Origin of the sequence: Alteromonas sp. C1M14 (assembly GCF_018860965.1) — a bacterium.
Lineage (GTDB): Bacteria > Pseudomonadota > Gammaproteobacteria > Enterobacterales > Alteromonadaceae > Alteromonas.
Window position 1 is genome coordinate 127425 of record NZ_JAHKQF010000002.1, and the last position, 26835, is coordinate 154259.

General features: G+C 45.1%; 27 protein-coding genes and 4 tRNA genes. 21 read left to right on the forward strand and 10 right to left on the reverse strand.

Annotation, left to right across the window (positions count from 1 at the left end):
* Positions 1–17 precede the first annotated feature (17 nt).
* Positions 18–305 (forward strand): integration host factor subunit beta, encoded by a 288-nt coding sequence (ihfB, locus tag KO501_RS01070; RefSeq protein WP_216027796.1) that lies wholly within the window; start codon positions 18–20, stop codon positions 303–305.
* Between the two features lie 44 nt (positions 306–349).
* Here the strand turns inward: ihfB and KO501_RS01075 are convergent, their stop codons facing one another.
* The 4 genes from KO501_RS01075 to KO501_RS01090 all read right to left on the reverse strand — a co-directional run bounded on the left by KO501_RS01075 (position 350) and on the right by KO501_RS01090 (position 3860).
* Positions 350–649 (reverse strand): hypothetical protein, encoded by a 300-nt coding sequence (locus tag KO501_RS01075; RefSeq protein WP_216027797.1) that lies wholly within the window; start codon positions 647–649, stop codon positions 350–352.
* A gap of 11 nt (positions 650–660) precedes the next feature.
* Entirely contained in the window at positions 661–1635 is a 975-nt protein-coding gene (locus tag KO501_RS01080) for a YHYH protein (RefSeq protein WP_216027798.1), read from the reverse strand.
* Positions 1636–1768: 133 nt separating this feature from the next.
* The gene (locus KO501_RS01085) at positions 1769–2455 is read right to left on the reverse strand and encodes a response regulator (protein WP_216027799.1); all 687 of its coding nucleotides are present in this window, start codon (positions 2453–2455) and stop codon (positions 1769–1771) included.
* A complete protein-coding gene (locus KO501_RS01090; protein WP_216027800.1) occupies positions 2442–3860 on the reverse strand; it encodes an ATP-binding protein in 1419 nt (472 codons plus the stop codon). The genes KO501_RS01085 and KO501_RS01090 overlap by 14 nt, the downstream gene beginning before the upstream one ends.
* Before the next feature lie 141 nt (positions 3861–4001).
* On the opposite strand from KO501_RS01090, the gene KO501_RS01095 reads away from it, so the two are divergent.
* The 5 genes from KO501_RS01095 (at position 4002) to pyrF (ending at position 8950) form a co-directional block, all read left to right on the forward strand.
* The gene (locus tag KO501_RS01095; protein WP_216027801.1) at positions 4002–4244 is read left to right on the forward strand and encodes a hypothetical protein; all 243 of its coding nucleotides are present in this window, start codon (positions 4002–4004) and stop codon (positions 4242–4244) included.
* Positions 4245–4391: 147 nt separating this feature from the next.
* Entirely contained in the window at positions 4392–6737 is a 2346-nt protein-coding gene (locus KO501_RS01100; protein WP_216027802.1) for a PilZ domain-containing protein, read from the forward strand.
* A gap of 85 nt (positions 6738–6822) precedes the next feature.
* Positions 6823–7077, forward strand: coding sequence for a LapA family protein (locus tag KO501_RS01105; RefSeq protein ID WP_216027803.1), 255 nt, complete (start codon positions 6823–6825; stop codon positions 7075–7077).
* Positions 7078–7080: 3 nt separating this feature from the next.
* Positions 7081–8250 (forward strand): lipopolysaccharide assembly protein LapB, encoded by a 1170-nt coding sequence (gene lapB, locus KO501_RS01110; protein ID WP_216027804.1) that lies wholly within the window; start codon positions 7081–7083, stop codon positions 8248–8250.
* 7 nt (positions 8251–8257) lie between these two features.
* Positions 8258–8950, forward strand: coding sequence for an orotidine-5'-phosphate decarboxylase (pyrF, locus tag KO501_RS01115; protein ID WP_216027805.1), 693 nt, complete (start codon positions 8258–8260; stop codon positions 8948–8950).
* Positions 8951–8998: 48 nt separating this feature from the next.
* Here the strand turns inward: pyrF and ald are convergent, their stop codons facing one another.
* A complete protein-coding gene (ald, locus tag KO501_RS01120) occupies positions 8999–10126 on the reverse strand; it encodes an alanine dehydrogenase (RefSeq protein ID WP_216027806.1) in 1128 nt (375 codons plus the stop codon).
* Between the two features lie 132 nt (positions 10127–10258).
* Here ald and lrp point away from each other — a divergent pair, with 132 nt between their 5' ends.
* The 6 genes from lrp (at position 10259) to serS (ending at position 17189) form a co-directional block, all read left to right on the forward strand.
* Complete coding sequence (gene lrp / locus KO501_RS01125) at positions 10259–10744, forward strand: leucine-responsive transcriptional regulator Lrp (RefSeq protein WP_216027807.1); 486 nt, start codon at positions 10259–10261, stop codon at positions 10742–10744.
* Between the two features lie 236 nt (positions 10745–10980).
* Positions 10981–13551 (forward strand): DNA translocase FtsK, encoded by a 2571-nt coding sequence (locus KO501_RS01130; RefSeq protein ID WP_216027808.1) that lies wholly within the window; start codon positions 10981–10983, stop codon positions 13549–13551.
* A gap of 3 nt (positions 13552–13554) precedes the next feature.
* Positions 13555–14184, forward strand: coding sequence for an outer membrane lipoprotein chaperone LolA (gene lolA, locus KO501_RS01135; RefSeq protein ID WP_216027809.1), 630 nt, complete (start codon positions 13555–13557; stop codon positions 14182–14184).
* Positions 14181–15491, forward strand: coding sequence for a replication-associated recombination protein A (locus tag KO501_RS01140; RefSeq protein WP_216027810.1), 1311 nt, complete (start codon positions 14181–14183; stop codon positions 15489–15491). Before lolA ends, KO501_RS01140 begins: the two co-directional genes overlap by 4 nt.
* Positions 15492–15499: 8 nt before the next feature.
* Positions 15500–15883: a fluoride efflux transporter CrcB gene (crcB, locus tag KO501_RS01145; RefSeq protein WP_216027811.1), complete on the forward strand. Its 384-nt coding sequence runs from the start codon at positions 15500–15502 to the stop codon at positions 15881–15883.
* A 10-nt stretch (positions 15884–15893) separates the two neighbouring features.
* Positions 15894–17189 carry a serine--tRNA ligase gene (serS, locus tag KO501_RS01150; RefSeq protein ID WP_216027812.1) on the forward strand — a complete coding sequence of 432 codons (1296 nt, stop codon included), beginning with the start codon at positions 15894–15896 and terminating at the stop codon, positions 17187–17189.
* Between the two features lie 21 nt (positions 17190–17210).
* Here serS and KO501_RS01155 read toward each other — a convergent pair whose 3' ends face one another.
* From KO501_RS01155 to KO501_RS01175, 5 genes are read right to left on the reverse strand one after another with little or no spacing between them, the layout of a single operon-like run.
* Positions 17211–17555, reverse strand: a complete 345-nt coding sequence (locus KO501_RS01155) for a TusE/DsrC/DsvC family sulfur relay protein (protein ID WP_216027813.1) — start codon at positions 17553–17555, stop codon at positions 17211–17213.
* On the reverse strand, positions 17552–17812 hold the full coding sequence (locus tag KO501_RS01160) for a DsrH/TusB family sulfur relay protein (RefSeq protein ID WP_216027814.1): 261 nt from the start codon (positions 17810–17812) through the stop codon (positions 17552–17554). Before KO501_RS01160 ends, KO501_RS01155 begins: the two co-directional genes overlap by 4 nt.
* Positions 17812–18165, reverse strand: a complete 354-nt coding sequence (locus KO501_RS01165) for a DsrE family protein (protein ID WP_216027815.1) — start codon at positions 18163–18165, stop codon at positions 17812–17814. The genes KO501_RS01160 and KO501_RS01165 overlap by 1 nt, the downstream gene beginning before the upstream one ends.
* A gap of 2 nt (positions 18166–18167) precedes the next feature.
* Complete coding sequence (tusD, locus tag KO501_RS01170; protein ID WP_216027816.1) at positions 18168–18542, reverse strand: sulfurtransferase complex subunit TusD; 375 nt, start codon at positions 18540–18542, stop codon at positions 18168–18170.
* 53 nt (positions 18543–18595) lie between these two features.
* Positions 18596–19261, reverse strand: a complete 666-nt coding sequence (locus KO501_RS01175; RefSeq protein ID WP_216027817.1) for a Bax inhibitor-1/YccA family protein — start codon at positions 19259–19261, stop codon at positions 18596–18598.
* A gap of 250 nt (positions 19262–19511) precedes the next feature.
* Here KO501_RS01175 and KO501_RS01180 point away from each other — a divergent pair.
* The 9 genes from KO501_RS01180 to KO501_RS01220 all read left to right on the forward strand — a co-directional run bounded on the left by KO501_RS01180 (position 19512) and on the right by KO501_RS01220 (position 26769).
* Positions 19512–19603: transfer RNA gene (locus KO501_RS01180), tRNA-Ser, on the forward strand.
* Between the two features lie 226 nt (positions 19604–19829).
* The gene (gene ovoA, locus KO501_RS01185; RefSeq protein ID WP_216027818.1) at positions 19830–21929 is read left to right on the forward strand and encodes a 5-histidylcysteine sulfoxide synthase; all 2100 of its coding nucleotides are present in this window, start codon (positions 19830–19832) and stop codon (positions 21927–21929) included.
* Positions 21930–21933: 4 nt separating this feature from the next.
* Complete coding sequence (locus tag KO501_RS01190) at positions 21934–23061, forward strand: aminotransferase class I/II-fold pyridoxal phosphate-dependent enzyme (protein WP_216027819.1); 1128 nt, start codon at positions 21934–21936, stop codon at positions 23059–23061.
* A gap of 142 nt (positions 23062–23203) precedes the next feature.
* Entirely contained in the window at positions 23204–23848 is a 645-nt protein-coding gene (uvrY, locus tag KO501_RS01195; protein WP_216027820.1) for a UvrY/SirA/GacA family response regulator transcription factor, read from the forward strand.
* 1 nt (position 23849) lies between these two features.
* Positions 23850–25676 (forward strand): excinuclease ABC subunit UvrC, encoded by a 1827-nt coding sequence (uvrC, locus tag KO501_RS01200; protein WP_216027821.1) that lies wholly within the window; start codon positions 23850–23852, stop codon positions 25674–25676.
* Between the two features lie 66 nt (positions 25677–25742).
* Complete coding sequence (gene pgsA / locus KO501_RS01205; protein ID WP_216027822.1) at positions 25743–26321, forward strand: CDP-diacylglycerol--glycerol-3-phosphate 3-phosphatidyltransferase; 579 nt, start codon at positions 25743–25745, stop codon at positions 26319–26321.
* Positions 26322–26468: 147 nt separating this feature from the next.
* Positions 26469–26544, forward strand: a tRNA-Gly gene (locus tag KO501_RS01210).
* Positions 26545–26548: 4 nt separating this feature from the next.
* Positions 26549–26622: transfer RNA gene (locus tag KO501_RS01215), tRNA-Cys, on the forward strand.
* 60 nt (positions 26623–26682) lie between these two features.
* Positions 26683–26769 (forward strand) — tRNA-Leu (locus KO501_RS01220).
* The last annotated feature ends 66 nt before the right edge of the window (positions 26770–26835 follow it).

Below are 26835 nucleotides of genomic sequence, written 5' to 3' on the forward strand. Positions count from 1 at the left end.
TACGAGAGAGGTTTTAAATGACCAAGTCGGAACTAATTGAACGGCTCGCGGATCAAGCGCGACACATCCCAGCAAAAGATTTGGAGTTGGCGATAAAAGAAATTTTGGAACAGATGGCACAAACCCTTCAAAAGGGCGAGCGCATAGAAATCCGAGGTTTCGGCAGCTTTTCTCTTCATTACCGGGCACCACGTGTAGGACGTAATCCTAAAACGGGTGATACAGTGAAATTGGACGGTAAATACGTTCCTCACTTTAAACCAGGTAAAGAATTAAGAGAACGGGTAGATAGCGCTATCAGCTAGAATAAAAAAAGCCGCACATTGTGCGGCTTTTTTGTTTTCTACCATTAAAAATAGACATCGCTACTGTGTGAAACATCAATGGCTAATTGATACTGCTTAAGTAACACGGCTTTCGCATTCGCAGTTTGTTGTAAGTTTTCAATGGGCTGGTTTCTTACACACATAAGGGCTTTAGAGAATGCCTGGCAGGTGCCTATGTACTTTTGTGTGTCATGCACAGTATAACTGCATGGATCACTTTTTTTCTTGCCTTCGCATGCAGTAACGGCTTGTTGGTTAACATGTCCACTATGGGCAAGGACACCATGTGAAACACAGGCCAGTAACAACATTAAAAATCTCATTTTATTTTCCTTTAATTCGCCTGGGCACCAGAAAAGCAACCGATAAACATATTTTCGGCTGCGCTTGCTGTGTGGTAGTGATAGCCACGGGTGTCATCTTCGTGTCCGCGGCATTCATCAAGATCATAAGATTCTTCACCTGCTGCATCGAGCATTCCATAAATTCCATATCCATCAAGTGCATACCCCATGAGGTTAGCGTGGCCATCAACTTCAGTGACAACCTCTGAGCAACCTGTGGCAGCATGATAGTGATATCCGTCTGCAGGATTCACATGCCCACCACAATCATCGAATGCGGCGATAGTATTAGCCGACAAAATAGCGTCTACTGGCGCAGGTCCTGCCAGCAGTACGCCATTAAGCGTCACCCCGATATTGTTCTGGGCACTGTCTGGATTGGCTAATCTTGAGGGAGTGGTCGGTATTAAGAAGGTTTGGCTAACACCACCGTTGTAGTAAGCAATGTCACATTCAACACAATGATTTTGATAGGCCTCATCCACATTGGGGCGGGCTGCAGCTTCACAAGCGGTTTGGGTGTCGGTTACGTTTACTTCGCCGGTAGCGGGATCATACAATAACCAGTCATCACCATAAATATCACTGATATTTTCGATAAATTCACCAGACAACGAATAGAGTTCACCAGAACCGTCAAACCAGATACCACCAGCAGTTTCATCATCGGTGATATAGCGGGGACAAAAAGGGCCGATATCTGTATTCGCTGGCACTCCGGCTACTGTTATACGGTAGCAAGTGGTGTTGGTACCGTCGCTAAGAGTACAATCTTCAGTGCTGATTTCCTCGGCTAAACCATCACTTAAAAAGAGCGATATATCCGGCCCCACGTCAGTGCTGACAGTGTCGCTTTCTGTGCTGGTGTCTTCAGTTAAGCTTGTGTTTGAGGAGTCTGAGCCGCCACATGCCACGAGCAAGGTAGAACAAACTACCGTACCGGAAATAAGACTAAAAGTATTCATGATGCAGTTCCCTTGAAACCGAGAAGCGAAGTGAATCGGTCCGCTTATCTTTAAAATAGGCTTCAAAGAGTGTAAAGGTAAATTGTGCAGTAACTGTGCAGAAATCTAGTACGTTTAGTGTATATCGACGAGTTTAAACAACCTTGTAGCCAACACCATAAACCGCTTGTATTAATGGCGGCTCGTTTTCAATACTGATCTTTTGACGTAGGTTTTTCATGTGACTGTCTACCGTGCGATTGCTGACAATTCGTCCGTCATCATAACAATGCTGTATTAAACTGTCTCTGGAATAAACCACGCCGGGCTTACTGATAAGGGTTTTCAACAATCGAAACTCCACCGGTGTGAGTTCGACGTAATCATTGTTAGACATACAACTATAGCGTTCGCAATCTAACTTAATGTATCTAAAGGTAAGCAACGAAGGCGAGGTGGGTGACTCCGTTAGGTGAGTACGACGTAATATAGTGTGGATCCGTGCGACCACCTCCCTTACCGAAAAGGGCTTACACACATAGTCATCGGCACCGGCATTCAAGCCAATCAGACGATCGATTTCTTCAACTCTGGCAGTGAGCATCAATATTGGGACTTGGGAAAACTGCCTTATTTGTTTGCAAATGGTCAGCCCATCCACATTCGGTAACATACGATCGAGGATCACCGCCGTTGGTTGGTATTTTCTTACTTCCTCTACAGCATACAAACCATCACCGATAATCCGAGTTTCAAAGCCTTCCATTGCAAGGTAGTCGGCCAATATATTTGCAATTTTGGGTTCGTCTTCAACAATGAGTATGGTTTTAGCGGGTATCATGTGACCTCAATGAACAGGGGAAATTGACTTCTATTTTTAATCCACCTAACGAAGAAGGTAAGGCGGTTATGGTCCCATTATGGGCCTCGACTATTGACCGGCAAATGGTTAAGCCAAGACCTGCACCATCCGTTTTACGAGTACGTGAACTGTCAGTTCTGTACAAGGGTTCAAATAGTGCGTGGATATGTTTTTCCTCTACCCCAGGCGGGGAGTCCTCAATAATGACGGTGATATGATCATTTGTAAAGGCGATGGAAACGCGAATGATCCCTCCATTATTGGTATAAGTAATCCCATTAACAAGTAGGTTCAATATGAGTTGCCTAAGTCGTTGCCCATCTCCTTTAAGTTCACAACGTGCAGGGTAGGAGGCATCGATTGTTATATTTTTATCTTTTGCGCTGTAATCGACACATTCTAACTGACTGGCGAGAATATCAGATAAATTTACCTGTTCAAAATGGTACCTAAGGCCGCCGATATCATTTAAAGACAATTGATAGAGATCGTCCACAAGGCGACGTAAACGCATGACTTCTTGTTCGATGGATAAAACCTGCTCTTCATTGAAAGGGCGTATTTTGGCTTTAATCAGTTCAATTTCACCGGATAAGATCGTAAGGGGTGTACGTAATTCATGAGAAATATCGGCAAACCAGCGGTTTTTTGTTTCACGATTTGTTTTTAATACTTGAGCCAACGAAGACACTTTTCTCATTAAATGGCCAAATTCGTCTTTTCTGTCTGTGGTAGGAGATAAGTCATAATGGCCTTGTTCTAATTCGTTTACCGCTCGCATAAGATCACGAAAGGGCGCTAGCATCCGCGGTATTACAATAATGGCAAATAAAATCACGGTGGCTAAGCAAATCAGGCCAATAATAATAATCGACCATAACTGTTGACGTGAGAATGATTGAGCGACCACCGTATCAGGCTCTTTTGGACGCCAACTGCGTAAAATGCCAATGGACTCTCCGTCTAATACTAACGGCATATCGAAACGATGCATGCTGCCATCAGAAAGTCCGTCATTCCTATTTCCGGTAATGTATTGTCCGTCTGGAGTTAATAGCGCCGTAGGAGGCCCGGTTTCCAAACTGGGATCTCTAAATGGTTGTACATTTGGCGGCCCGCCGCGAGGAGGCCGGGGAGGACCGTTAACCCAGGGAGCTTGATCCGTTACAAAGGCGTTGGGATCGATGCCGTCCCAGCGATTATTGTTAGCTTCGTACTCCCTTATTAAAAAGGTGCGTAACGTCGCTAAGCGATCGGATTCTTGGTTAAGGATAAACTCGCTGAATCCTTGCTCAAAACTCCAACGCGCTAACAATAAAGAAAGGGTGAGGATCAGGCAGGTAGAGCCAACGAGAATAAAGAATAATTTTTGAGATAGTTTCATCTAGCTAGTATAAATCAGCGGTTAACCCCTGCCTACATCGGCAAACAATATACACAAAATTTACTGAATCTCTGCACTGATTCTGCACTTTTTACCTTTATATTATAGGTTCTTCTTATCGTTATTTATAAAGGTGATAAAATGAATCGCTTAACCACAGTTACATTATTAGCATTAATTAGTTTTTCATCCGTAAGTTGTGCACAACAAGGTGGCCCTCGTGGTCAAAAGCCGCCACAGGAAGCCTTTGATGTGTGTGCCGATGCTGCCGAAGGCGATACGGTTACCATTACGAGCCCAGAGGGGGATGAAGTAGAGGCAACCTGCAAATTGATGGACGATGAATTGGTTGCTGTACCTGACAACATGCCTCCGCGCCACTAATTCGTTTTAGTTTGTACCACTGCCTTGAACCCGCCTGCTAACTCAAGGCAGTGTCTGTACAACTTAATCTAAAGTATTAATTTAGATTACATCTTGACCATTATATTTTACGCGTTATATTAGTTAAGCGTTAAATAATGGATGTTTATGCTGAGTATGTCAGCCTCTAACGAAAGAAAAATAATAAAACAATATCAACCTCTCATACGCGCACTGATACCTTACGAGCAACACAATAAGTTACTCGAAGGGTTAAACAAATTTGCCGGAAGGGTTCCTAGTCCAGTCAGGAAGATAATCAGGGACGAAGTCATCAGACTTACTTCGCTTACTGACGCGCCCGTAGATAATTCCGCTTTTGCCCAGTTTCCCGTTTTTAAATTTTCTCACTTTGGGGTACAAATGTGCTTAGATAAAGTGGGCACTCGTATCTTGCACAAAGAGTCTGCACTGTATCAACAACGTTACACCGTGGGTGTGTTCGAAACACTTACGAGTTCTGATTTCTATCAAGAACACATCAAAAAAGAAAATTACAAAAAGGTGGTAGACGCCTTTACCGTTGAAACCCAATCGCTACAAGATATTCATTTCGGTGAAGATATTGCCATTACCCCAAACTTTCCAGTATCAAGTCCCGAGTTTGAAAGAGGGCGTAACTGCAGTGTGTCGTCGTTAGGTTATAAAACCATGACATTGGAGAGTAAAAGGCCAGCAAAAGTTGGCGCGGGAGACGAGTTTAATTTTCACTTTCCTGATGTGCCTGGTTTACCTAAGGGGCTAACGATTAATTATGTGGCCAGTGCCATGAAATTTAATCAACAAACAGAAAAGTACGAGACACACTTTAAAATGGCGGCATCCGTTGGCCCCAAAATGACACAGATAATCGAAAAATACATCAATCTAGCGTCATTCCAGCAACCGTTACAACGGCAGCTGGAAAGCGAACGGACCATGCAAGATCTTGAACGGGATCGCATTTTAGATAATTCACCTTGGGTGCCCGTGTTTATCAATCGAACGCCAAAAGGGTTACGGCCCCAAATGGCATTGTTTACGAAAAACAACGAAACGCTAAGCGGTGGCCGCCAAGGCTTAAACATTGCAACAAGAAAGCGTCTGTTTCCGCGATTAATGACTGAAATACATCGCTATAAAGAGGTGTATATCATCAGTGGCACCATGTCTTCGAAACAAGGCGACTATTACCTCACCGCCACACTACGAGAACTGGAATCTAGCGATCTTCTCGCGCCAGTGATTCATATCATGAACAAAAATGGCAGTTTACGTTGCCTACAATGTCGGTTAGCTGGGGTAGAAGCTGAAGACAAAGAAAAAGCGTTTTCCATTCACGACCTGACATTACTGGATTACCCTGACCTTGCTGATATCGATAAAGTGATCTTTTATAAAGAGGTTTCTTCATCTCTTGCGGATTTAGTCATTACAGAAAAGCGGGCTATTCCCGCTGTAGCTGAGGATTTTGTTGATGATCTCAATAGTTTTGCTATGGATATTGTCAGAGAAGAAGGCTTGGATAACCGAGTAGAGTCGCGCTTTTTACTGGATAGGCCCGGGGCCGTAAAAACTGGATTATTAACGGCAGCGCCGGTCACAATAAAAGACATTTCTGTTCGTGGGCTACGCTTGGTATTTGAGCAACAGCCTAAAAAAGTCGATAAAGAAATTAAGGTAACAATACCGGAACTGAAAGTAAAAAATCAGAAATACGAGGTGGTTGACTATAATCCCAACACGCGAGAAATGCGGTTAAAACTGCCAACTAAGCGAGATACTATCGCCAGCGGTATTGGCCAGTTTGTACAAAAAAATGCGGCGTATTTTAAAAACCGAGATTTAGCACTTTTACAGCGAAATACCCATCGTTTTCTTTGGGAATTGGCCATGCGTCATCATCCCTCAGCCAGTATTTTATGCACCACTAATCGCTATTTACTTAACCGCCTAAAAACCGTGTATCAGACCTCAGACTGTGATGATCTTTATCCGTTTTCCCAAGTGGATAATGTGGCGCCTATGCATGGTTTTTTTGCAGACAGAGAAGCACAAAAACCAAAATCAGAGCTACTAAGTGCGATTTTTAGCGGCGCAGTTACTCATACTTCTGTGTTTCATTGTGTACGAAACAGTGACAGTAAACTTGTCTTTCTACCTGAACCGAGTTTTCGCTTCGGGGCCTTGCGTAACAACGTAAAACAACAATTACACGAACACAAAGTAACGTTATGCGTAACCCGAATTGAGGTCAGTCGGTGCGCCTCTGCATTGACGCCTTTAACCAAGAAGCGCCTGGCTCAGTTATCGCGCATAGATAAACCCATGTATGACCGATTTAATGTAATGCAATCGTCTTATACCCATGTGCTTTTTTTAACCAGCGAGTCGGTGCTGCACAATAGTATAATGAATGCCTCGCTGCGGCCCTATAAACAAGTGGAAAAGACGGCTCGACGGGCCGAAGCCTGATACACAGTATTTTTTGTTATTGTGTGTCATGTTGCTTTTCAATTTGCTATCCTGATACATAGTTAGAAAATCAAGGGTTTTTGCGTTGAAAGGAATTATTACCTTACTACTCATCGTGGTTCTTTTAGCGTTTGCATTTGCTATTGGCTCTCAAAATGACGCACTAGTATCGGTGAACTACCTCATTGCACAAGCACAATTGCGGGTCTCAACACTTATTGCTATTACCTTAGCTCTAGGTATTGTTATTGGTATATTGGTGATGTTATTAAGTTGGTTGAGCCTTAGAGTACAACTTGTGGCAGCCCGCACGCGGCTTCGCAAACTGACAAAAGAATAGTACATGCTTGAATTGCTGTTTCTCTTATTGCCTGTTGCGGCTGGTTACGGTTGGATCATGGGCCGTAATAGTGTTCGCCAAGCTCAAAGGAAGCAGTCGAGCATACTTTCCCGGCATTATTATAAAGGCCTGAATTTCCTGCTTTCGGATCAACCGGACAAAGCGGTGGATACCCTGATCAAAATGATTAACCTAAATAGTGATACGGTGGAAACCCATATCGCAATGGGGAATTTTTTTCGTCATCGGGGAGAAACGGACAGGGCGATTAAAATTCATCAGAATTTGGTAAACAGAGACGAGATTCAGCCCTCCCAGCAGGAAAGTGCATTAAAAGAGCTTGGCAAAGACTATATGCAAGCGGGCTTTCTTGAACGGGCAGAAAATGCTTACCTGCAGCTTTTAAATAGCGATAAACACCTGCTTAATGCCCAGCAACACTTATTCAGTATCTACCAAACCACAAAAGAATGGCATCGTGCCATAGAGTTAGCTGAACGTATGGTTGATTGTCACGGCGACAATGATGACGTAAGCGAGCGTTTGTCTCATTTTTATTGTGAACAAGCCGAAAATGATTTAAAGCAAGATAAAACCGGCGATGCCCTTATTTTGCTGCAAAAAGCCGTTAATGCCGATGAACATGCTGTGCGCCCCTGGTTGATGTTAGGAAAAATAGCCTTAGCCCAACATCGCTATGATGATGCACGGAATTATTTTATTCAGGTGGCGGAACACGATATTAGCTGGTTTAGCGAAGCGGTACCAAGTTTAGAAGATATCGCCAAGCAAACTGATAACTGGGATCAATTTGAACAGATCTTGTCGTCTCATTGGCAGGAATGCGCTACCTCATATCTGGCCATGGTGGATATTAAAATCCATCAGGGTAAACACCAAGAAGCGGCTGACTATTTGTTAGACCAGCTTCGCCGTCGGCCTACGATGAAAGGGTTTAAAACCTTAATGGGGCTGTATATCGATCAAATTGACGATAAAGCATCGGCCGATAGCCTGCGTTTATTAAAAGAACTGGTGGAAGAACAAATTACCCAGAGACCCAAATATCGCTGCGTCAGTTGTGGCTTCTCGGGTAGAAAATTGTACTGGTTGTGTCCCTCTTGTAAAAAGTGGAATGTAGTAAAACCAATTAAAGGCCTAGATGGAGAATAACGCTTCAATGCAAGATCCCAAAGTAATCGTAGCTTTAGACTATGACAATGAAACCAAAGCGCTGGCGTTTGTGGATACCTTAGACCCTTCGCTATGTCGTCTTAAAGTGGGTAAGGAAATGTTTACCCTATTTGGACCTGAGTTTGTTAAAAAGCTCATGGCTAAAGGGTTTGAGATTTTTCTCGATTTAAAATTTCATGATATTCCAAATACGGTTGCGAAAGCTTGTAAAGCTGCTGCCGAGCTTGGTGTTTGGATGGTCAATGTACACGCCAGCGGTGGTTTGGAAATGATGAAGGCGGCAAAACAAGCCATTGATAATAGCCGCCACCCAGACACTAAACTGATTGCGGTTACGGTGCTAACCAGTATGGATGAGGCACAACTGGCAAGGGTAATACCTAATACCAGCCCTAAACAGCATGTGGAAAAGCTGGCTCTGTTAACACAGGAAGCTGGGCTTGATGGTGTGGTGTGTTCGGCCCAAGAAGCGGTCATGTTACGGGCTAAAGTAGCGTCATCCTTTTTGTTAGTTACACCGGGCATTCGCCCTAAAGGCAGTGATGCCGGCGACCAAAAACGGGTAATGACACCGCAGGATGCAATGGCATCAGGGGTAAGCTATTTGGTGATGGGGCGGCCCATTACCCAAGCTCAAGATCCCATTAGCGTGTTACAAAGCGTAAACGCCACACTATAAAAAAAAGCCCCGTTTGTTGCGGGGCTTTTTTGTTATCTATGCTGTGGGTTACTTCAAGGCTTCTTCAGCAGGCGTATAAGTTAACCCTAAAGATTCTCCTAACGCATCAACTACCGCTTTGTACGTCACTTTGCCTTCATGCACGTTTAATCCGTTTAATAGGTGCTTGTCATCTAGCATGGCTTGTTTTGCGCCTTTATTGGCTAAGGCTAGACCGAACGGTAAGGTCGCATTGTTCAACGCCATGGTTGAAGTACGTGCCACACCACCTGGCATATTGGCAACACAATAGTGTACTACGTCATCAACAACATACACGGGATCTTGATGGGTGGTGGCTTTAGACGTTTCAAAACAGCCGCCTTGGTCAATGGCTACGTCAACGACTACGGCGCCAGGTTTCATGGCTTTAATGTGGGCTTTGTTTAGTAGTTTAGGGGCAGTTGCACCTGGAATTAATACCGCGCCAACCACTAAATCGGCTTCTGCACTGTACTGCTCGATAGCATCAACGGTGGAAAATACGGTTTTTACTTGGCCATTAAAGATATCATCTAATTGACGAAGTCTTGGTAATGAACGATCTAAAATCGTGACGTCAGCGCCAAGGCCTAAGGCCATTTTCGCCGCGTTGGTACCCACTACGCCACCACCGATAACTAGCACTTTACCCGGTGCAACGCCAGGTACGCCACCTAGTAAGGTGCCGCTTCCGCCATTGGCTTTTTCCAAATAATGGGCACCGGCTTGAACGGACATGCGGCCAGCAACTTCACTCATTGGCGCAAGTAATGGCAAACCGTTTCTATTGTCAGTTACCGTCTCATAGGCAATACAGGTAGCGCCAGAGGCAATAAGCAGTTCCGTTTGTACCGGATCCGGTGCTAAGTGTAAGTAGGTATAAAGCGTTTGGCCTTTGCGTAACATTTTACATTCGTTAGGCTGGGGCTCTTTCACTTTGACAATCATTTCAGCTTCAGCAAACACTTGCTGCGCTGTAGAGGCGATAGTTGCGCCGGCTGCAATATAATCTTCATCGCTAAAACCGATAGCAGCACCTGCTTGAGTTTCAACAACAATGTTGTGACCATGGGCTGCAAATTCTTTTACCGCTGCTGGCGTCAGGCCTACACGGTATTCGTGGTTTTTAATCTCTTTAGGTACACCGACTAGCATAATTAACCTCTACAATATAAAACATGGGTAAGAAGGCGTAAAAGTATACGATAGTTAAAATAGAAGTTTGTGCTGAAGATTGGCATTATGCAGAGTATAATTTTGAAAATATAACAAATTGCAGAAATTTATATGCTAGTAAAAACACCGAAAAACCTCGATAGAATAGACAGGAACATACTTAAAGTCTTACAAAAAGACGGTCGTATTTCCAATGTGGAGCTAGCAAAAAGTGTAGGCTTAAGTGCAAGCCCTTGCCTTGATAGAGTAAGGCGCTTAGAGGCACAGGGGTATATTACCGGGTATCATGCCCAGCTAGATCCTGAAAAACTCGGCGCGGCTATGTTGGTGTTTGTAGAGATCACATTAACCAAAACATCCGTAGATATCTTTGAAGAATTTTCTTCTGCTGTGCAAGAGCACGAAGATATCCAAGAATGTCACTTGGTGTCAGGGGATTTTGATTTTTTGCTCAAGGCTCGGGTGGCGGATATGTCCAGTTACCGTCGGCTACTTGGTGATACGCTATTACGCTTACCAGGGGTTAGTGAATCCCGTACCTATGTGGTCATGGAACAAGTAAAAAGCACGACGGCGTTAAGGATCCAACTAAAGTAAGGTCAGCGTGTATTCAGTAAAAACCGTTATCATAGTGACTAGGTCACACTTTATGGTAGTCTTTAATGTTCTTACAAGGGGTCTGTCAGACAATCCTAGTTGACTCTTCCCTCGTAGAATAAAAGTAAACGGTATAACAATAATTTTAATAAAATAATTCAAATAGATATCTGCTTTTTTACCGGCGACAAGGAATGCTGCGCACGGGGCAGATAAAGTACAGTGATTAAGGGTTTATGGCGCGTTTAACAGGTCTACAGCGATTACTTGAAGCCGGCATGATGGTTGCCTGCGTCTTCGCATTTTTCATTTTATTGGCTTTAGCTTCTTTTCATCCTGGGGATCCAGGCTGGAGTCAAGCGGGTTTGCAGCTAGAAATTCATAACTGGGTAGGCGCGTCAGGAGCCTGGATCGCCGATCTTCTTTTGTTTACCTTCGGTTGGTTAGCATATCTTTTGCCATTTTGTTTTGCGTTTCTGGGTTGGTTTTTGTTTCAGCACGTCAAAGAGTTGGATGAATTCGATTATCTCACCATTGGGCTAAGGATCATTGGTGCCTTGCTTATTGCCCTCGGTATTACCGGTATCGCCAGCATTAATTTTAACGATCTTTATAACTTCTCAGCTGGCGGTTTTGTTGGCGATGTTATTAGTTCGGCATTAATACCTTATTTTAATAAGGCCGGTACCATTTTATTGCTGCTGTGCTTTTTCTGTACCGGCTTTACCTTATTAACGGGGATAAGCTGGCTAGACATTATCGATAAAATTGGTGGTGCGACCTTGTGGTTTGGCCGTAAAACCCTCGCTCTTCCTCAACAACTAATGGGCCTGGAGATGCCTAAACTGGCACTGCCTGCTCGAGGTAAAGAAGCAGGGGAGGGGACTGAGCAGTCGCTAGATATCACCAGTTTACGAGCAGAGCCGCTGGCCTCAGAGCCCCAATCTGCAGTGGCCACACAAGAGCCTGTGCAAACAGCCGCAGAGCGCAGTGAACCGAGTTTTGGCATTCCCGAAGAAGTATTTAACACCGAAGATGAACCGCCCTTTATCGTGGATGATGAAAAAATCACCTTGAACCCAACGGCGCAACCAATAGAAGAAGAGAAGAAATCATCAGGGTTCTCCCTTAGCCACTTAAAAGAGAAGCTAACCCCACAGAAAAAAGAAACGGCCAATGACGCTGTAGATGATGCCCCTACAGGGCCAACTGCGCAAAAGCCGGTAACAAAACCACAGAGTTCAGCAAAGCCCACCACGTTAGCGGAGGCGGTGGCTGCAAAGGAAGCAGAGAAAGCCGAATTGGCGACGCTAGGCCCTATGCCATCTTTTGATTTGCTTGAGCGTCCAGATAGAAAAGAAAACCCTATAACGCAAGAAGAAATGGACATGGTATCCCGTTTAGTGGAAACCAAACTGGCAGACTTTAATATCGAAGCCAATGTTGTTGGCGTTTATCCCGGCCCGGTTATCACGCGCTTTGAGCTAGATTTAGCGCCTGGGGTGAAGGTCAGTAAGATCACCAGTTTGTCAAAAGATTTGGCCAGAGCCATGTCTGCCATATCGGTTCGTGTGGTAGAGGTTATCCCTGGTAAATCGGTTATTGGTTTGGAGTTGCCGAATAAAAAGCGTGAAATGGTGCGCTTAAGTGAAGTGATCTCAAGCGACGCTTTCAATAACAATAAGTCGGCCCTCACCATGGTATTAGGGGCGGATATCAGTGGTAAACCCGTTATTGTTGATCTAGCGAAGATGCCCCACCTGCTGGTCGCGGGTACCACAGGGTCGGGTAAATCCGTGGGTGTGAACGTAATGATATTAAGTTTGCTGTACAAGTCCACGCCCGACGATGTGCGCATGATCATGATCGATCCTAAAATGCTCGAATTATCAGTGTATGAAGGCATTCCACATTTGCTTGCAGAAGTGGTGACTGATATGAAAGAAGCTGCCAATGCGTTGCGTTGGTGCGTGGGTGAAATGGAACGTCGGTATAAATTAATGTCGGCCTTAGGTGTACGGAATTTAAAAGGTTACAACGCTAAAGTATTGCAAGCTAAAGCCGATGGCGAGCCTATTAAAGATCCTCTGTGGCGTACTGAAGACAGTATGGAAGAAGAAGCGCCAGATTTAGATAAATTACCGGCTATCGTGGTGGTGGTTGATGAATTCGCCGACATGATGATGATCGTGGGTAAAAAAGTGGAAGAATTGATTGCACGTATTGCCCAAAAAGCACGAGCGGCTGGGATCCATCTTGTGCTTGCCACACAGCGCCCTTCCGTTGACGTGATCACAGGCCTTATTAAAGCCAACATTCCTACTCGCATTGCGTTTCAGGTGTCCAGTAAAATTGACTCGCGGACTATTTTGGACCAGCAAGGTGCTGAAGCCTTGTTAGGGATGGGGGATATGTTGTATTTACCGCCAGGTAGCCCAGTGCCCACGCGGGTGCATGGCGCATTTGTCGATGATCACGAAGTTCATGCTGTGGTGAGTGATTGGAAAAAACGGGGCAAACCTGACTATATCGATGAAATTCTTAACGGTGAAGCCTCCGCCGAGGTGCTGTTACCCGGTGAGCAAGCCGAAAATGGGGATCAAGAATACGATGCCTTTTTTGATGAAGCCGTGGCATTTGTCACAGAAACTCGTCGGGCCAGCGTATCGTCAGTGCAGCGAAAATTCAGAATTGGCTACAATCGGGCAGCACGTTTAGTGGAACAAATGGAAGCCAATGGTGTGGTTTCCTCGCCGGGACACAATGGTAATCGAGAAGTATTGGCGCCACCTGCGCCTAAGGAATAATCCATGACAATTAAAAACCGTTTGCTAGTTGGTGTGTCTGCGATGTTAGTCAGCCATTTTACCATGGCGGCCATATCTCCAGCGGCGACAACCCTGAAACAAACCTTAATGGGCATCGAAGACTATCAGGCTTCTTTTGACCAACAAGTGACAGACTCATCAGGTAATTTAGTGCAAGAATCCACCGGAACGCTAACCCTTGCGCGGCCTAATCAGCTGCGATGGGAAACCCATTCACCTGACGAAAGTCTGCTTATCGCAGATGGTGAATCGGTATGGTATATCGACCCGTTTGCCGAACAGGTGACCGTGATGGATCAGGATAATGCCATCGAAAATAACCCTGTGATTTTACTGACTTCCAACGATGAGAGTACTTGGGAAAAGTTCACCGTAGAAACGGCTGCTGACACCACCAATACATACTATATTGAGCCAATTGAAAATAACGGACAGGTTCGTCGTCTTACCATCACATTTAAAGACGGTAACTTAGTGTCGTTAAGTACAGCTGATGCCCAAGCTCAAACCAGTAAGCTGCATTTTTCCCATATCAAGGTGAATGCTCAACCTGCTCCTGGGCTGTTCAAAGCCCAATTTGATGATTCTTTCATTATTGATGATCAGCGATGATAGATAGCAGTAATACGCCTATAGCTCCGTTAGCGGCGAGGATGCGGCCGACGGAAATAGCCCAATATGTGGGGCAGGCGCACTTACTCGGTGAAGGTAAACCCTTGCGTAAAATGCTAGAGTCCGGCCATTGTCACTCTATGGTGTTATGGGGCCCGCCTGGTACGGGGAAAACCACGTTAGCGCAGATGATAGCCAGCTACACCAATGCCAAGGTGATTCAACTTTCTGCGGTCACCGCGGGTGTAAAAGATATACGCAGTGCCATGGAACGCGCCCAAATTGATGCTAAACATAATCAACGCACCTTGTTGTTTGTGGACGAAGTGCATAGGTTCAATAAAAGCCAACAAGATGCATTTTTACCATTTGTTGAAGCTGGGACTGTTACCTTTATCGGTGCCACCACAGAAAACCCGTCTTTTGAACTTAATAACGCCTTATTATCTCGGGTGCGGGTGTATGTATTAAAACCGCTGGACCATGACGCTTTATCTCGGTTAATCGACACCGCACTGGCAGATGCGAAACAGGGGTTAGCGTCATTGGCGCTAACGATTGCCGACGATGCCAGAGAAGCCATTATCGGGCTTTGTGGCGGCGATGCCCGGCGCTTACTGACCTATTTAGAATTAGCCAGTGACTTTACCGAAGATAACATCATTACATTAGACGATATTGAGCAAGCCGTGGGAGAGAAAGTTGCCGCTTATGATAAGCAAGGTGACGCATTTTACGATCTCATTTCCGCTTTTCATAAATCGGTGAGAGGGTCGGATCCTGACGCGGCATTGTATTGGTTTGCTAGAATACTCAATGGCGGTGGAGACGCGCTTTACGTTGCAAGGCGTCTTTTGGCCATTGCTTCTGAAGATATCGGTAATGCCGACCCAAGAGCCATGCAGCTATGCATCAACGCCTGGGATTGTTATCATCGCGTTGGCCCGTCTGAAGGGGAAAGAGCCATCGCGCAGGCGGCCGTTTATTGTGCTTTAGCAGCAAAAAGTAACGCCGTGTATATGGCGTTCTCTCAAGCCAAAAAGCTAGCCGCGAGTGCGCCTGACTATCCTGTTCCTTTGCATTTACGTAATGCGCCCACCGCATTATTAAAAGAAATGGGACACGGCAAAGAATACCGTTATGCGCACAACGAGCCAAATGGGTTTGCGGCAGGGGAAGTTTATCTGCCTGAAGAGCTAGCCAATGAGCGTTTTTATCATCCTACCGAGCGGGGATTAGAAAAAAAGCTGAAAGCGAAACGGGATTATCTAGACGCGCTAAATGCGCAAAGCAACCAAAAAAGATAAGGGGTCACATGCCAACGGGAATTGTTCTGTATTTATACATTGCCACAGGCGGTGCGATTGGGGCTTGCTTGCGTTATTTCGTCACCACTAACATCGATTCCTGGTTTGGAAAAGCGTTGCCATTTGGTACACTCACAGTCAATATCGTTGGCTCATTCAGTTTGGCACTACTTTACGGGTTTATCGAACGTCATGAGTTAATGGAATCACCTTATCGGGCATTGCTTGGCGTGGGGTTGCTAGGTGCATTTACCACGTTTTCAACGTTTTCCATCGAGACTCTGACGTTGTTAGAGAACGGGCTCATTGTTAAAGCACTGGCCAATGTGTTGTTAAATATTAGTTTTTGTTTATTAGCAGGCTGGGCAGCCATTGCTATTATGAAAGGATAAGAAGAATTACATGTTAGATCCAAAGTTACTCAGGGCCGACATCGAGAATACTGCGAAGCGACTTGCAGAGCGTGGTTTTATTCTGGATACAGAAGCATTCAACGCGCTTGAAGAAAAACGCAAGGTATTGCAAACCAAAACTCAGGAATTACAAAACGAGCGTAATGTTCGCAGTAAATCCATCGGTAAAGCCAAAGCCCAAGGACAAGATATAGCGCCTTTGTTAGCCGAAGTCGGTCAGTTAGGTGATAAACTCGATGCAGCAAAAGCCGAATTGTCCCTACTCTTAGATCAAATTAATGATCTAACCCAGGGTATTCCTAACTTACCCGATGACTCGGTGCCGGTAGGTAAAGACGAGAACGAAAATCTTGAAATCAATCAATGGGGCGAACCGCCCACCTTTGATTTTGAAGTTAAAGATCATGTGGATATTGCGGAAGGGTTGTCAAAAGGGGCCGATTTTGAATTGGCCAGCAAATTAACGGGTAGTCGCTTTGTTGTCATGCGCGGACAAGTGGCGCGCTTACATCGTGCATTGGCTCAGTTTATGCTGGATACCCATACCCAAGAACATGGTTATCAGGAGATGTACGTTCCTTACTTGGTAAATCATGACAGCCTTTATGGTACAGGTCAGCTACCCAAATTCGGCGAAGATCTGTTTCATACACAACCGGCAACAGAAGAAGGTCAGGGGCTCTCTTTAATTCCTACCGCAGAAGTGCCGCTTACCAATATTGCCCGTGACGAAATATTCGACGCTAATCAGTTACCTTTAAAAATGACGGCACACACACCTTGTTTTCGCAGCGAAGCGGGATCCTACGGCCGTGATACCCGAGGACTGATACGCCAGCATCAGTTCGAAAAAGTCGAGTTGGTGCAGTTAGTGAAGCCACAAGACTCCTTTGATGCTTTGGAAGCGTTGACGGGACATGCCGAGGTGATCTTGCAGAAGTTAAACCTGCCGTATCGCAAGGTCTTGTTGTGTACAGGGGATATGGGCTTTGGTGCGTGTAAAACCTACGATCTAGAAGTGTGGCTACCGGCACAAAATACTTATCGTGAAATATCGTCATGTTCAAACATGCTGGATTTCCAAGCGCGAAGAATGCAGGCCCGATATCGTAACCCTGAAACCAACAAACCGGAATTACTCCATACTCTTAACGGTTCTGGTCTTGCGGTGGGTCGTACCTTAGTGGCGGTGCTGGAAAACTACCAGCAAGCTGATGGCAGTGTGGTAGTTCCTGATGTGCTAGTGAATTACATGGGCGGCGTGACTCAGATCCCCGCAGGTTAAGACATTCACCGCCAATGTGTCTTACAGGCATTTAGCCGGTTTAGGCAACCCCGCAAGTTTAGTGGCTTGCTTGGCCGGTCCTTTTTTAAACAGTCGCTGTAAATAGCGGCTGTTGCCTTTTTCAGGGCCGTATTTTTGCGCCATGGCTTTAACCAGTGCTCGAATGGCTGGACTGGTATCGTATTGAAGATAAAATTCTCTAACAAACCTTACCACTTCCCAATGATCTTCAGTTAGCTCGATATTCTCTTGTTCTGCCAGTAGCGGCACCATGGATTCATGCCATTGAGTATGATCAAGTAAGTAGCCATTTTTATCGGTTTCTATTTCCTGAGTTTGCCATTTGAAGCTATATCGTTCACTCATTTTACATCTATCCAGTGAGGGTGCTTTTGTGTTAATTCAATCATGTGAGACTCGGCACATCGGTGAGATTGTTCAATATCAATACCCCGAGCAAGCCCATCATTGATGTTTACATAGAGCGTGAGAGCAGCCTGTTTTAATTGGGCATATTGATAAACACCATCTTCAATCAATAGAACCGGTGTGTTTAATTCAACCTCGCTAAGATAACGGCGTTGCTGAATAGAGGCGCAAGCGCCGCGAATTACCAGAAGCATCAGAAGGTCACCACATGGTCGCTGTTGTTAATCAGTGAGGTGATGTCTCCTTGCTCAGCTTTACTGACAACGGGGCTTAGCTTGTCTTGTGTAATGCCAAGAGATAATCGGTCTTGCTCACTGTAATAACACGCATCAATATCAAAAAACGTTAACGATTTAAGTCGCTTACTGTGATTTTTTACGCCTTTGTCTGGGGGCGATTGGTGTATAAGTTGCCACAAACCGTTCCCTTCGAAAAGCAGGGTGACGTGGTGGCCGTAATTGGTGGCTCCGATGGCGAAATCTAGACCGTCGGCGGCATCACTCGTGCCATAGGGTGTTGACGTTAACCGTATCAGTAAATTGGCCATGGTTAAAATTGCACCAGTCTGTGTGAATCATGGAGCGCCGTGAAAAATTCCCCAAGGCCTGTCTGCTCAAAGGGATGCGCAAGTTCAGGTTGGTTGGCGTCGGTAGATAAAACCAGCCCGCGTTTTTCTCCTGCGGTAATACATACACGTAAAGGCGTCCCGCAGGCATCATGTAGCGCTTTCCATTCTTCAAACCTATTACGCTCATCATTCGGTGGCGCCATGGTCGAGAAAGCGTTGTAAATGCCTTGCTGATAGAAAAATACTTGGCTAAGGGTGTGGCCTTCCTCTAACAGATGCTGACAAAAGCGCACAGCTGAGGCGCTACCCGCTTGGTCGTAAGGTGAGGATGTCACTAAAATTGAATATGCAGACATAGAAACAAAAACACCCCAGTAACGGGGTGTTTTCTCCATACTAAAAGCTAGGCTTAGTCGTCGCCACCAAAGGCGCCAAGTAGGTGTAAAATAGACACGAACAGGTTGTAGATGTTTAAGTACAAAGACACTGTTGCGCGAATGTAGTTTGTTTCGCCACCATTAATGATTCGGCTGGTATCGAACAAAATAAAGCCTGACATAATGAACACGATAGCTGCACTAACCGCGAGTGAAACAGCTGGCACCATGAAAAATATGTTAGCAATACTTGCCACAATAGCCACCAGTAAACCGACGATAAGGAAGCCACCTAAGAACGAGAAGTCTTTTTTCGTTGTCAGGGCATACCCAGATAGGCCGAAGAAGACTAAGGCTGTTGCGCCTAGTGCTTGCATAATCAGGCCAGGACCGGCGACACCTAAATAGAAGTTAAGGGTATAACCTAAAGATGCGCCCATTAGGCCAGTGAATGCGAACACCCAATATATACCTGAGGCGGATTCTGCTTTACGTTGCACAACAAATAATGTGATAAATGCACCGATGGTCATGACCAAAGACATTAATGGACTGATGCCGACGGCCATAGCAATACCGGCACAAACGGCACTGAATGCTAAAGTCATTGCCAGTAGCATGTAGGTATTTCGTAATACCTTGTTTGTCTGTAATACTGACTGTTGAGATGCACCTGCATACATCGAACGCTGATCCATTGTTTCCTCCAGAGGATTAATAAACACCAATTTAGGTTGGTTACCTTATGATTAGGTTAGTTGTATGGGTTTTGGTTCACTTTTTCAAGTGCTTTCGCTACCAAACTTCACTACATTGGTTAATTATAGTCTTTGGTTGGATTGTTTGTAGAAAATATGACCGTGTTGTGCAAAAGCTAAGCGGTCAGACAATTTTTTAAAATTAGTACTTTACAGGCTCAAAAATTTCATTAAGATACGCAGCACTTCAGGAGAGTTGGCAGAGCTCGGTTTAATGCACCTGACTTGAAATCAGGCGAAGGGTCAAACCTTCCGGGGGTTCGAATCCCTCACTCTCCGCCATATTGCAAAAGCCCGCTTTAATTAAAGCGGGCTTTTTTGTTTCTTCATTTCCTCGTTTTGTCTTACTTTTGCGATACATTAAAGGATTGTCAGGTAATGGCATTCATTGATCCGCTATACTGGCTGAACGTATTATCCTCCCTTAATCTAATCATGAATGCTCCGGTGGCGATTCAAGGGTTGTGTTATTTCCTATAAAAACAATGAGCCGTATAAGAGGAAACGAATGGGCGTTTTACATACACCAAATTTACACCAGGGTAGTGTGGAAGAAAAAAGGCAAGAAATACTCGCTTACTTCCAACAATCCTTTGACACCTACGAAAGTCTTTTTAGCACTTTAAACAGCGACGATGCCTTTTATCAACGCCCCGAAAAGCTGCGTCATCCGTTAATATTCTATTTTGGACATACCGCCACGTTCTACATCAATAAATTAATGTTGGCGAAGCAAATCCATACACGGGTAAATCCAGAGTTTGAATCGTTATTCGCCATTGGCGTGGACGAGATGAGTTGGGATGATCTCAACGACAATCACTATGTGTGGCCTACGGTAAACGAGGTTAGGCGCTATCGCGCTGAAGTACGTCGTTGCGTCAGTGACTATATTAGTGGGTTGGCTTTTTCCATGCCCATTACTTGGGATAGCCCTATGTGGCCAATTATTATGGGGATTGAGCATGAGGGCATTCACCTGGAAACCTCTTCCGTATTAATTCGTCAGTTGCCGTTAACCTATGTGCAGCCACAGCCTTTATGGCAGCATTGTGATGAATCTGGTGACATGCCGGTAAATCAGCTTGTGGATATTCCCGGCGGTGAAGTGCAATTAGGGAAGCCTTTTGATGCGCCTTTTTATGGTTGGGACAACGAGTATGGCACCCGTACTGCCAAGGTAAGCACTTTTAAAGCGTCTCAATTTCTAGTGAGTAACGGGGAGTTTTTACCTTTTGTGGAGCAGGGGGGCTATGATCAGCCCCAGTTTTGGGAAACAGAAGGACGTCAATGGCGTGACTACAAAAAGGCTCAGCATCCAACATTTTGGCGTCAACAAAATGGTCAATGGTTGTATCGGACACTAACTAGCGAAATTCCCCTTCCGCTTAATTGGCCTGTCGATGTGAATTATCACGAAGCCAAGGCTTTTTGTAATTGGTTGTCGGCAAATACTGGACGACGTATTCAATTGCCCACAGAGGACGAGTGGTATCGATTACGAGACGTGGCTGAAGTTGATGAAGTGCTTTACGACGATCAATGGCAAATCGGTCTACAGGGACCAGCATCGTCGGTACCGGTGAACAAGCACGGTAGGAATGGCATTTATGATGTGGTGGGCAATGTGTGGCAGTGGACAGAAACGCCAATCTACCCTTTGGATGGATTTAAGGTACATCCTTTGTACGATGACTTCACAACGCCCACATTCGACAATAAGCACAATTTAATTAAAGGTGGTTCGTGGATCGCCACTGGTAATGAAGCAATGAAGCATAGTCGTTATGCATTTAGGCGGCATTTCTTTCAGCATGCAGGGTTTCGATATGTGGAGTCCGAAGAAGTTATTAAGGTGAATGATTTGGATTATGAAAGCGACACTCAGGTGTCTCAATACAGTGAATTTCACTACGGTGAAACCTATTTTAACGTCCCCAATTTTGCGCAGGCTTCTGTGAAGTTCGCCGCCAAATTTATGGCTGGAAAACGAAAAGTAAAAGCGTTAGATCTAGGCTGTGCCGTGGGGCGAGCTTCCTTTGAACTGGCAAATCATTTTGAGTATGTGGATGGCATCGATTTTTCCGCTCGATTTATTAAGACTGCTTTTGCCATGCAAGAGCAAAAGGAAATTCGTTATCACCTGATCGAAGAAGGCGAGTTAACGTCTTTTTGTATTCGCCGTTTAAGTGATTTTGGCTTAGATAACGTGGCAGACAAAGTACACTTTTCTCAAGGTGATGCGTGCAATTTAAAACCTCAGTTCACCGGTTATGATTGCATCTTAATGAGTAATCTCGTTGATAGGGTATATGAACCAGCAAAATTATTAGCTTCGATTAAAGCGCGGTTAAATGTAGGGGGGGTACTTATCATTGGTTCTCCTTTTACTTGGCTTGAAGAGTATACCGAAAAGGCCCATTGGCTTGGGGGGATTAAAGACGAAAATGGTGAAACCCTGACCAGTACCGATGCCCTTGAGCGCACATTGGGACGGGATTTTGTTCGATTAGAACAACCCACGGACATCCCCTTTGTGATCCGGGAAACAAAACGGAAGTTTCAGCATACCTTGTCTGAGTTTAATGTCTTCGAACGGGTAAAATAACCCAGTGTTTACCCAACGGTGGGGATCGGATGCATTAAAATACGATGCCATAACTGACCGCTATGGCGAGTGTGAGCATGCTATTTTGCCGATGTGGGTGGCGGATATGGATGTGCCCCCACCGGTTAATGTCAGCCAAGCTGTTACTGAATTTTTTGACGCTCACTATGGATATCAAATTCATAATATGGGGCCGGCAATTGTTAACTGGCACCAACGTCGCCATCAACGGGTTTATGAAAAAGAAATAGTCAGTTGTCATAGCGTTATTGGCGCGGTAAAGGTTTTAATCGAAAGCCTCACGCAGAAGGGCGATGGCATTGCGCTATTTTCCCCGGTTTATGGGCCCTTGGTTGACGTTGTGCGGGCCTGTGAGCGAGAACCTGTGCTGATTCCGCTCAATTTGGCAAGGGATATCCAAAGTCTAAATCCTGACGGCGCCCTTGATCATGTTGCGATGATCATTGTGTGTAACCCGCAAAATCCCACGGGTCAATTATGGCCTGCTGCCATTATAAATGCGCTGGCAAACATGTGTGATAGGTTACAAATTCCTTTGGTTTGTGACGAGGTGCATAGTGCCTTTGTTTACCCTCAAGAGCAGTTCTACTCGGCTTTGCAACTGCCTGTGGCGCTAAGACATACCGCTATTGTGGTACAGTCGGCAACCAAAGCGTATAACCTAGCGCATATTCCCGCAGCCTCTTATATGGTGATCCCGAATACCCAGTGGCACCATCTCATAGGACATACTGTAGCCCAGTGTCACCTGTATGCTGCCCCAGTTTCCGAAATAAGCTTAGTGGCTGCCTATTCACCTACCAACGACCGTTGGCTTGAAGACGTTAATCGTTGTATACATGACAATCGAAAACTGATGGAGCAGGGCTTGTCCCATACTTCTTTAATGCCGTATATAAACAACGCCACCTTCTTTTGTTGGTTGGATTTGCATTTGGTATACCCACAGGAACGAGACGTGGCGAAGCGGTTATTTTCTGATACCGGAATTGCCGGTAACGATGGCGCATCCTTTGGTTGCCCAGGGTGGGTACGGTTAAATATAGCGACGCAACAGCAGACGGTGGATGGCGCATTGCAACGGTTACAAAGGTTGTGGAAACGCCTTTAGATAAGGGGTACTGATGAAATGCCCCATAACCGTAGAGGATATTCTTCACAGCGAGCGAGAAAATGTTATTATGCGTGAACAGGTTATAAGTCACTAATGTCTTATAACAGTGTGTATTTAGAATATTCAGCGAGCATAAAACGTGATAAAGATTATCCTGGCCGATGACCACGAGCTGGTCAGAACAGGGATTCGTCGTATCTTAGACGATGTAAAGGATTTCACAGTAGTTTCAGAAGCAAAAAATGGTGAAGATGCGGTGCAACTGTGTCGAAAAGCGGCGCCAGATATCGTCCTGATGGATGTAAACATGCCTGGCATGGGCGGCTTAGAGGCAACGAAAAAAATTGTACGTATGTCTGAAAACACACGGATTATCTGCCTTTCAATGCATAAAGAACATCCTATTCCAGCCCAAGTTATGCAAATCGGGGCTTTTGGTTTTCTTACCAAAGATGCAGAGCCCGAAGAAATGATCCGCGCCATCTATAAAGTTCACGCAGGGCAAAAATATCTGCCACCGGAAATCGCTCAGAGTATTGCCATTAGCCGTTTAACACCTGATAGCGATAACCCTTTCGATAACTTATCTAGCCGTGAATTGAACATCGCCATGCGACTTACCCGTGGACAGAAGGTGCCGGAAATCGCTGTTGAGTTAAGCATTAATGCCAAAACAGTGAATACCTACCGCTATCGTATGTTCGAAAAGCTAGGGGTAACCACCGATGTGGAACTAACCCATCTGGCCTTACGCCACAAGCTTATCGACCCCACAACCCTCTAAAATGCACAATATGCCCGAATTTGACCACGATGCATTTTTAAAAAATCTCACTAACCGTCCCGGTGTTTACCGGATGTACAACGGTGAAGGCGATGTGATTTATGTGGGCAAGGCTAAGCACCTCAAAAAGCGGGTCTCTAGTTACTTTCGTAAAGTGTTAGATAACGCCAAAACCCGCTCTTTGGTTGCTAATATAGCCAATATGGATGTCACTGTGGTTAACAGTGAAACCGAAGCGTTTTTATTAGAAAATAATTTCATAAAGAAATACAAACCTCGCTACAACGTGGTGATGCGAGATGATAAGTCTTATCCATTTATCTTTTTATCTGCCCATGATCATCCTCGGCTGTCCTTTCATCGAGGCCCACAGAAGAAAAAAGGCGAATATTTTGGTCCTTACCCCAGTGCATGGGCTGTGCGGGAAAGTTTGCGTACTATGCAAAAGATTTTTCCCGTTAGACAGTGTGAAGACAGTTATTATCGGGCCAGAAGCCGGCCTTGTTTGCAATATCAAATGCAGCGTTGTAGTGCCCCTTGTGTAGAAGGGTATGTCACTGACGAGGAATACCAGGAACAAGTACAGCTAGCCCGCTTATTTTTAAACGGTAAAAATCAGCAGGTTATTGGCTCGTTGGTGGCGAAAATGGAAAAAGCCAGTGAGGCGTTGAATTTTGAAGCCGCCGCCAGGTACCGTGACCAAATCAATGTATTACGAAAAATACAAGAACAGCAATGGGTGGCCGGTACCCAAGACGAGATGGACGTGTTTGGCTTTGCGGTGCGCGGGAACATGGCTTGTATTCAAGTGATGTTTATTCGCGATAGCCAATTACTGGGCAGTAAATCATACTTTCCTAAGGTGCCAACAGCGGCCACTGAAGACGAAATTTTTGATTCCTTCTTTCTCCAATTTTATTTGTCGGGCAATAAGGTGATACCCAAACAAATTGTTATTCCTCGGGATCTGACAGATGAAGACAGTATTGTATCGGTGCTCAGCGAAGAGGCAAAACGCAAGATAAAATTGTTTAAGGGAGCTAGGGAAGAAAAGCGTCGCTACCTGAAGTTAGCCCAAAGCAATGCGGAAAATGCGTTAGATGCCCAATACAGTCAGCAAAAATCTGTGCATGCGCGGTATCTCGATTTAGAAGGTGCGTTAGAGCGGGATCAGCCGATTCAACGTATGGAATGTTTTGATATTAGCCATACTTCCGGTCAGCAAACGGTGGCCTCGTGTGTGGTATTTAATCGTGAAGGGCCAATGAAGAGTGATTACCGCCGTTATAATATCGAAGGTATCACGCCCGGTGACGATTATGCCGCCATGGCACAAGCGCTTAAACGGCGCTACAAATCTGTAAAGGAAGTCAGTAAAATTCCAGATATCCTTTTTATTGACGGTGGCAAGGGGCAGTTGGCTCAGGCCGAATCATTTTTTGAGTCTTGGCCCAATGAAAAGAAACCATTGCTTATTGGTGTGGCAAAGGGTACAACCCGAAAGCCGGGGCTGGAAACGTTGATCTTGGCAGGATCCCATGAAACCTTACCCATGTCGGGACATTCTCCGGCATTGCACTTGATTCAACATATTCGTGATGAATCCCACCGATTTGCAATTACCGGCCATCGGGCGCGAAGGCAAAAAGTAAAAACCACATCGAGTTTAGAATCGATACCCGGTATCGGTGCAAAACGAAGACAAAGTTTACTGAAATTTATGGGTGGCCTTCAGGGGTTAAAAAAAGCCAGTAAAGATGAAATAGCCAGCGTACCTGGCATCAGTCAGGAGTTAGCGGAAACCATTTACGACCATCTGCATCTTTAATCACGTTATGCAGAAAGGGACGACATCAGACAACGTGGTGTAATTTTAAAAATTTGAGAAGTGTTTATGTGGACGGTACCTAATATCATCACCTTATTTCGGGTTTTGCTGATTCCCGTATTTGTTGGTGTGTATTTTTTAGATTGGCGTTGGGCCAGAGAAGCCGGCGCGTTTGTCTTTTGGTTGGCAGCCATTACCGATTGGTTTGATGGTTACCTAGCCAGAAAGCTAAAGCAAACGACGCCCTTTGGTGCATTTTTAGACCCTGTTGCTGACAAACTTATTGTGGCCACGGCGCTGATCATGATCACCCACAGTTATGGTTCGCTTTGGATCACGGTACCGGCCATTGTTCTATTGGTAAGAGAGATCTATATTTCAGCCTTGCGCGAATGGATGGCCCAACGGGGTTATAGTGATTCGGTAAAGGTGAGTTTTATTGGTAAGGCGAAAACCATGGCGCAAATGTTAGCCCTTATTGGTCTGTTATCGGGGTTAGAATCGTTTATGGGCTTTCCGATTTATTGGGTAACGTTAGGGCATTGTTTATTGTATATCGCTGCAGTGCTGTCTATTTGGTCAATGTTAGAGTATACCGCTAACGCGTGGCCTCATTTAAAAGGCCAAGCAATTGAAAAAAATTGATTGCGTAATGGTCAAAATGGATAAAAATGCTGCAAACGAACATAAAATTAGGTGTTTAGAGAAAAAATGCCGCTTTTTGCTGTTGACAGTTTTGCCCGTGTAGGTAGAATGCACCCCACGTTTCAGGCACTGCCAGAAACGCAATATGCGGGAATAGCTCAGTTGGTAGAGCACAACCTTGCCAAGGTTGGGGTCGCGAGTTCGAATCTCGTTTCCCGCTCCAAATTGGCGGAATGGCAGAATGGCTATGCAGCGGATTGCAAATCCGTGGATCTCGGTTCGACTCCGGGTTCCGCCTCCAAACGCTGCTTCGCAGCATCAGGTATCTACGCCTGACACTTAAGCCGCAAGGCGACCCGATGCCCGGGTGGTGAAATTGGTAGACACAAGGGATTTAAAATCCCTCGCTGGTAACAGCGTGCCGGTTCAAGTCCGGCCCCGGGCACCATTTTATCGTTATTGACCACAATCATAATTACTCTTCAATTTCTCCCAAACCACGTATCTTTATAGT

Excerpts from the sequence above, each read along its gene's own strand:
- KO501_RS01085 (WP_216027799.1), bottom strand. The coding sequence starts at position 2,455 with ATGATACCCGCTAAAACCATACTCATTGTTGAAGACGAACCCAAAATT.
- KO501_RS01090 (WP_216027800.1), bottom strand. The coding sequence starts at position 3,860 with ATGAAACTATCTCAAAAATTATTCTTTATTCTCGTTGGCTCTACCTGC.
- lapB (WP_216027804.1), top strand. The coding sequence starts at position 7,081 with ATGCTTGAATTGCTGTTTCTCTTATTGCCTGTTGCGGCTGGTTACGGT.
- uvrC (WP_216027821.1), top strand. The coding sequence starts at position 23,850 with ATGCACAATATGCCCGAATTTGACCACGATGCATTTTTAAAAAATCTC.
- pgsA (WP_216027822.1), top strand. The coding sequence starts at position 25,743 with ATGTGGACGGTACCTAATATCATCACCTTATTTCGGGTTTTGCTGATT.
- KO501_RS01080 (WP_216027798.1), bottom strand. The coding sequence starts at position 1,635 with ATGAATACTTTTAGTCTTATTTCCGGTACGGTAGTTTGTTCTACCTTG.
- ihfB (WP_216027796.1), top strand. The coding sequence starts at position 18 with ATGACCAAGTCGGAACTAATTGAACGGCTCGCGGATCAAGCGCGACAC.
- KO501_RS01160 (WP_216027814.1), bottom strand. The coding sequence starts at position 17,812 with ATGCTTCTGGTAATTCGCGGCGCTTGCGCCTCTATTCAGCAACGCCGT.
- KO501_RS01130 (WP_216027808.1), top strand. The coding sequence starts at position 10,981 with ATGGCGCGTTTAACAGGTCTACAGCGATTACTTGAAGCCGGCATGATG.
- KO501_RS01165 (WP_216027815.1), bottom strand. The coding sequence starts at position 18,165 with ATGGCCAATTTACTGATACGGTTAACGTCAACACCCTATGGCACGAGT.
- serS (WP_216027812.1), top strand. The coding sequence starts at position 15,894 with ATGTTAGATCCAAAGTTACTCAGGGCCGACATCGAGAATACTGCGAAG.
- lrp (WP_216027807.1), top strand. The coding sequence starts at position 10,259 with ATGCTAGTAAAAACACCGAAAAACCTCGATAGAATAGACAGGAACATA.
- KO501_RS01100 (WP_216027802.1), top strand. The coding sequence starts at position 4,392 with ATGCTGAGTATGTCAGCCTCTAACGAAAGAAAAATAATAAAACAATAT.
- KO501_RS01095 (WP_216027801.1), top strand. The coding sequence starts at position 4,002 with ATGAATCGCTTAACCACAGTTACATTATTAGCATTAATTAGTTTTTCA.
- tusD (WP_216027816.1), bottom strand. The coding sequence starts at position 18,542 with ATGTCTGCATATTCAATTTTAGTGACATCCTCACCTTACGACCAAGCG.
- ovoA (WP_216027818.1), top strand. The coding sequence starts at position 19,830 with ATGGGCGTTTTACATACACCAAATTTACACCAGGGTAGTGTGGAAGAA.
- pyrF (WP_216027805.1), top strand. The coding sequence starts at position 8,258 with ATGCAAGATCCCAAAGTAATCGTAGCTTTAGACTATGACAATGAAACC.
- KO501_RS01075 (WP_216027797.1), bottom strand. The coding sequence starts at position 649 with ATGAGATTTTTAATGTTGTTACTGGCCTGTGTTTCACATGGTGTCCTT.
- crcB (WP_216027811.1), top strand. The coding sequence starts at position 15,500 with ATGCCAACGGGAATTGTTCTGTATTTATACATTGCCACAGGCGGTGCG.
- KO501_RS01140 (WP_216027810.1), top strand. The coding sequence starts at position 14,181 with ATGATAGATAGCAGTAATACGCCTATAGCTCCGTTAGCGGCGAGGATG.
- ald (WP_216027806.1), bottom strand. The coding sequence starts at position 10,126 with ATGCTAGTCGGTGTACCTAAAGAGATTAAAAACCACGAATACCGTGTA.
- KO501_RS01155 (WP_216027813.1), bottom strand. The coding sequence starts at position 17,555 with ATGAGTGAACGATATAGCTTCAAATGGCAAACTCAGGAAATAGAAACC.
- lolA (WP_216027809.1), top strand. The coding sequence starts at position 13,555 with ATGACAATTAAAAACCGTTTGCTAGTTGGTGTGTCTGCGATGTTAGTC.
- KO501_RS01175 (WP_216027817.1), bottom strand. The coding sequence starts at position 19,261 with ATGGATCAGCGTTCGATGTATGCAGGTGCATCTCAACAGTCAGTATTA.